At 65.2% G+C, this 4,009-nt stretch carries 4 protein-coding genes; 3 read left to right on the plus strand and 1 reads right to left on the minus strand.

Going from position 1 to position 4,009, the window contains the following annotated elements:
* Positions 1 to 108 precede the first annotated feature (108 nt).
* Complete coding sequence (locus MXD59_RS23275) at positions 109 to 663, minus strand: Uma2 family endonuclease (RefSeq protein ID WP_248826734.1); 555 nt, start codon at positions 661 to 663, stop codon at positions 109 to 111.
* A gap of 218 nt (positions 664 to 881) precedes the next feature.
* Here MXD59_RS23275 and MXD59_RS23280 point away from each other — a divergent pair, with 218 nt between their 5' ends.
* From MXD59_RS23280 to MXD59_RS27530, 3 genes are all read left to right on the plus strand, one after another.
* Positions 882 to 1,199: a trypco2 family protein gene (locus MXD59_RS23280; RefSeq protein ID WP_248826735.1), complete on the plus strand. Its 318-nt coding sequence runs from the start codon at positions 882 to 884 to the stop codon at positions 1,197 to 1,199.
* Positions 1,200 to 1,225: 26 nt separating this feature from the next.
* Complete coding sequence (locus tag MXD59_RS23285; protein ID WP_308301772.1) at positions 1,226 to 3,499, plus strand: trypsin-like serine peptidase; 2,274 nt, start codon at positions 1,226 to 1,228, stop codon at positions 3,497 to 3,499.
* 122 nt (positions 3,500 to 3,621) lie between these two features.
* On the plus strand, positions 3,622 to 4,009 hold a 388-nt coding region (locus tag MXD59_RS27530), incomplete at its 3' end, for a tetratricopeptide repeat protein (RefSeq protein ID WP_372512180.1).

A 4,009-nucleotide genomic window follows, 5' to 3' on the forward strand; every position in this document is an offset into this window, starting at 1 on the left:
TGAAGATCCCGTCTCGCCCTACCGCTACACAGGTCTCAAAGATCCATCTGTCTCATGGGACTCTGACAGACAGGGGCTGGCCGGTCCGAACCCGTCCGGCCGACGTCGCTACAGTCGGGTGAGATCGATCATGACGCGGAAGGGTGCGACCGCGTCGACGACGCCGGTGAAGACCTCCCCGTCGCGGTAGGTCCCGGCTGCCGGGTCCAGAACGTGGGTGTGGACGATCGGGACGCCGGCGGGGGGTTGTTCGACTCGCCAGTAGTAGGAGATGCCCGCCCGCGCGTACTGCTCGGCCTTGACGATCCGGTCGGTTGTCTCCGAGCCCGGTGAGACGACCTCGACGACGAGCAGGATGTGCGCGGGCCGGGCCGGCATGATGTCGATCGTGTCCGCGCGGTACACGACGACGTCGGGGCGCCGGTTGGTCAGTGGCACGTCCTGGAGCCGGACGTCGACGTCGAAGTCCGCGTTCCAGTCGGGCCCGGCGGCAGCCTCCAGCGCGACCGCGAGGATCTTGATCAGGCGGTTGTGTCGTTTGGACGCGCTGGGGCTCACGACGACCATCCCGTCCACGATCTCGATGCCCGCGCACTGCTCGGCAGTCCAGGAGTCGTACTGCTCCGCTGTGATCTGCTGGTGCATCCAGGCAGGAGCGATCATCTCCGCGGTGATGGAGCACCTCCCTCGGACGGCCCGACAAACCTGATCCCTGCGAACCAGCGTAACGCCGTTCCCACCGTGCCTCGGCGAGTTTGCCGTCCACGCCGTCCACGCCGCCCTGGCCAAGCTCAGTCGGATCCTCGGCCTGGTAGGTAGCGTGATCGCGGTACCATGGCGCTTCCTTACTATGGGTATCGTTGTGCGTGCCGGGGGTTGACATGGATGAGGTCGGTCTAGCCGAGGCGATTGAGGCGTTGCGTCGCGAACTTGCTGCGGCGAAGCTGGCTGGCGTTGGGGAGCCTGTCCAGTTCACGCTCGGCCCGGTCGAGATGGAGTTCGGCCTGGAGATACGTCGCGAGCGCAAGGGCGAGGCGGGTGTGAAGTTCTGGGTTCTTTCGGTCGGTGGAGGTGGCTCGGCGGGGCGAACGGCGACGCACCGGCTGAAGGTCACGTTGCAGCCGCAGGAGATCGTGTCTGACGGCGCCGGTGGGACCGCGACCCGCGACATGAGGGTCAGGGACCGCGACAGCAACTGACCGGGAACCATGGACGGGGCTTGGTGGTGGCCGGAGGTTTTAGCCAGGGGTTGGTCGCCGAGATTCGGGCTCCTGTTGCGCCGGAGGGACCGTCCGACGCGGACACGCCTGACTACAGTCGGGGTTCGGGTTATCTCGTGGGCAGCGGGTTGGTGCTGACTGCCGCGCATGTCGTCTTCGATGACTATGGTCGGAAGCTGCCGGTCGTCGAAGTGCGGGGGATCGTCGCCGGGGGCTGGCGGAAGGCTAACGTCGTCTGGCCATCGGCCTACTGCCGGAGTAAGGACGGCGGGGACGTCGCGGATGTTGCCCTCGTCCGGCTCGAGCAGGACGCTGGCCCAGCCGGGGAGGTCACGCCAGTGGGATGGGGGCGGTTGACCGGTCAGCAGTCGGTGAAGGACTGCCTACTGGTCGGCTTTCCCCGGCTCGGGCGCGACGAGGAGACCTTGCTTCGCCAACCGGAACAGGCTGAAGGGACGATCAGTCCGGTCGGCGGCAGCCGTGGCGATCAGCTCTATTTCCAGATCGATGGTCCGATTCCGGCGTGGTGGCCGAAACCGGGTTCGCCGTGGGCGGGGGTGTCGGGCGCGGCCGTATTCGCTGGTGGTCTGCTGGTCGGGGTCGTGGCCAAGGATCATCAGGAGTTCGGCGGTGGCAGGCTGTCTGCGACCCGGATCTCGGCGATCGCCGGGGCCGGGGAGTTCGCCAGCCTGGTCAGCGGCACCGATCGGCTGGAGTTGGAGTCCGTCGAGTTGGCGGGCCTGTTCGATGACCCCGGGCAAGTTCGTGATCGTCGGTCGCCGACATCGCTGTTGCGTCCGGGCCGCACGGCCGTCGACTTCTACGGGCGCGACTCCTGGATTGTGGACCTCACTGGCTGGTGTGTGAAGAAAAGCGCGCCTTGGGCGGTGCGTCTGATCACAGGGCCGGGTGGACAGGGCAAGACCCGTCTGGCCTTGAAACTCTGCGACGACCTGTCGGCAACCGAATGGGTTAGCGGTTTCCTCGCTCGCTCGATCGTCGGCGGTTTACTGGAAAAGATCGCCGATACTGACACCTCTGTGCTCCTCGTGGTTGACTATGCCGAGGCACGCGCCCGGCATCTGTCCGCCCTGTTTCGGGTGCTGCATCAGCGCACGCCTGCGAAACGGGTACGGATCCTTCTGCTGGCGAGGTCCGCGCACGACGAGGCGGAATGGTGGCAGTGGATACGCGACGAACTGCGCGACAAGCTGGAAGGCCCCCTTCTCCCGGAGCCGCTTTCCGACCTAGAGCCCAGGGAGCACGACCGTGGGAGTTCCTACCAACGGATTCTGACCGATCTCGCACGGGCCTGGTCACAGGTGGACACCGATGCCGACTGGACGAACCTTGCCGCGAGTATCGCCACGCCGGCTGGCCTTGATGACCCACGTTACACGCTTGCGCTGGCACTTCACGAGCGTGCCTTCACTGATCTCCTGCAGGCCGGCCCCAACCCGATCACGGCGCTCCCCTCAACCAGTGAAAACACCGACATCCTGCTTGCTCATGAAGGTCGCTACTGGGCTGAGACTTCCGACGTGCCGCCACACCATCTCTCCCAGAAGTACACTTGGAAAGTGCGCCATCAGGCCGTCATCGCAGCAGCGCTATGCGGGGCCACCAGCGAAGATGAAGCTATCGCCACCCTCGGACGGCTCCCACTCCTAAAAGGTCAAACCCCCGCGGACCTAGAGATGCTGGCCGCGTGGCTGCGCGATCTGTACCCGGCGCCACCTGATGCGTACTGGGGGTCTCTCGTTCCTGATCGGATCGCGGAACATCTGATCGGCCAGGCGCTGCGCACCCGCTCCGATGGCGGCGATCCAGACCTGGCGAGAGCACTGCTTGGTGACGCTACCCCCCGTCAGCTTCGCGATGGCCTGATGATTCTCGCTCGCGCGAGCGCGCACCAGCCTCACCTGCCGGCCTTGATTGCCAATCTGATCATCGTTGATGAACAGGTCGCGCCAGCCGTTGCACAGCTCCACTTCACGGCGCTTGCCACCGTCTTGGACGCCTTTCCCGAAAGATTGATTGCCCTGGCTGACGCCGCCGACACTCTGATCACGCTGGCCGAGATACAGGCGAGGGAAGCGGTCAAAATTCGCGGAGACCGGGCTACTCTCGAGGCGTTGGCACGCCTCCTAACTAGCCTCTCCACGCGACGATCCAGCCTCGTCCAACGACAAGGCCCGATCGCCGTCGACGCCGCGGCACTCCACCGCGAATTGGCTGCCTACCAGCTGACTGCCGGGAGGGAGACATCATGGCGCTAAGTGGCCAATCCGGCCTAGATCGGCGGTCGAGAGCATTGGACGCAGCCAGGGAGGCGACCGCGCTCTACCGTCAACTCGCCATCGAACAGCCCGAGGCCTTCGCCCCCAAGGTCGCCAATGCAATGAATAACCTATCCACTCAACTGGCGGGTCTTGGTCGTCGCGCGGAAGCGCTGGCCGCTGTAAAGGAGGCCGTAGCAGTTTACCGCGGATTGGTGGCGGTTCGACCCGAAGCATTTCGTCCAGACCTCGCCACCTCGTTGAATAACCTGTCCACTCAACTGGCGGGTCTTGGTCGTCGCGCGGAAGCGCTGGCCGCTGTAGAGGAGGCCGTAGCAGTTTACCGCGGATTGGTGGCGGTTCGACCCGAGGCGTTCCGTCCAGATCTCGCCACCTCGTTGAATAATCTGTCCGTCCGGTTTGGAGACCTTGCTCGGCGTGAGGAAGCGTTGGCCGCAGGCGAGCAGGCCGTCGCCCTCTACCGTGACTTGGCGGACGTCCATCCCGAGG

This window comes from Frankia umida, assembly GCF_023242945.1.
Lineage (GTDB): Bacteria > Actinomycetota > Actinomycetes > Frankiales > Frankiaceae > Frankia > Frankia umida.